Origin of the sequence: Geodermatophilus chilensis (assembly GCF_002802985.1) — a bacterium.
Lineage (GTDB): Bacteria > Actinomycetota > Actinomycetes > Mycobacteriales > Geodermatophilaceae > Geodermatophilus > Geodermatophilus chilensis.
Window position 1 is genome coordinate 1 of the sequence record NZ_NVPT01000353.1, and the last position, 1,313, is coordinate 1,313.

The window sequence follows — 1,313 nt, forward strand, 5'->3', positions numbered from 1 at the left end:
ACATGTGAATATATCATACAAGCTAGCATGAGTGATATAGCAGATGTATGCTACGAGATGAGAAGACAGTGTCGTCTTAGTGACGATACGAAGACCCCCTAGTTCAACAAGTAAAGAGTCGTCGGCAGCGTAAAGTGTGTATAAAAGGCAGGGGCCGCCCGCCGAGGCGAGGTCCCCCGCTGGGCCGCAGGCGGGTCCTGCGGCCCAGCGGGGGACCTCGCCTCGGCGGGCGGCTCGGCGGCGCGCTCCTCCGGCGTCGGCGTCCCGGCCGCCAGCGCCTCCGCCGCGAGTGTCTCCGCTCCGAGTGCCTCCGCCGCCAGCGCGGCCGCCCCGAGCGCCGGGGTCAGCGCGGGGTCGGCGCCCACGACCAGCGGTCGGCCCAGCTCGTCGGAGAGCGTCTCGGCGACCAGCGGCACCCGCACGCCACCGCCGGCCAGCACCACGCCGTCCAGCCCGTCGGGCTCGAGCCCCGCGGCGGCGACCGTGGTGGCGAGCGCCTCGGCCGACTCCCGCACCGGCCCGGCCAGCACCTCGTCGAGTTCCTCGCGGGTGAGCCGGACCGGTCCGTCCGGGCCCTCGGTCCCGACCCGGACCACGGTGGCCGTCGACAGCTCCTCCTTGGCCGCCCGGCTGGCTTCCCGCAGTGCGCCGGCCTCCCCGGTGGGCGCGCCCAGGCAGTCGAGGACGTGGGCGAGGACGAGGTCGTCGACGTCCCGCCCGCCCCAGGGCAGCGGTGCCGGGGGGACGGCGAGGTGCGCCAGCGGCCGGTCCGGACCGGGACCCACGACGGCGGTGTCCAGGGACCGGGCGCCCAGGTCGTAGACGGCGACCGTCGGCTCGGGCGGCAGGTCCCCGGCCGCGACGTGCGCGGCGACGGCCGCGACGGCGGAGGACACCAGGGAGAAGCGCGGGACGCCGGCGGCAGTGAGCGCGGCGGCCAGGGCGGCGCAGCGGTGTCCGGCCCACGACGGCGGCACGGTGACCACCGTCCACGCGTCGGGGCGGCCCTCCCGCTCGGCCGCGAGCTCCCGCACCCGCTGGACCGCGTCGGCGACCAGCTCGGCGGCCGACACCGCGTGCCCGCCGGTGTACACCGGCACCGGGTCGCCGACCCGCGCCACCAGGGCCGCGCGGCCCGCCGTCCCGTCGGCCGGGACGAGGGCGGTCCGCCCGTCGTCCCCGACCGCCACCGTGACCGGCCCCCCGCCGAGCGGCAGCGGCACCGCCCCGCCGTCCGGCCCGCAGACCGCCGCGGAGACGGCGCCGTCGCCGACGTCGATCCCCAACCCGTACTCGCCGTTGCGCACAGGCCC

1 protein-coding gene is annotated in these 1,313 nt (G+C 76.7%); it reads right to left on the reverse strand.

Translation table 11 applies throughout. The features are described from left to right. Nucleotides 1-98: 98 nt before the first annotated feature. On the reverse strand, nucleotides 99-1,313 hold a 1,215-nt coding region (locus CNO22_RS27090), incomplete at its 5' end, for an Hsp70 family protein (RefSeq protein WP_157937169.1).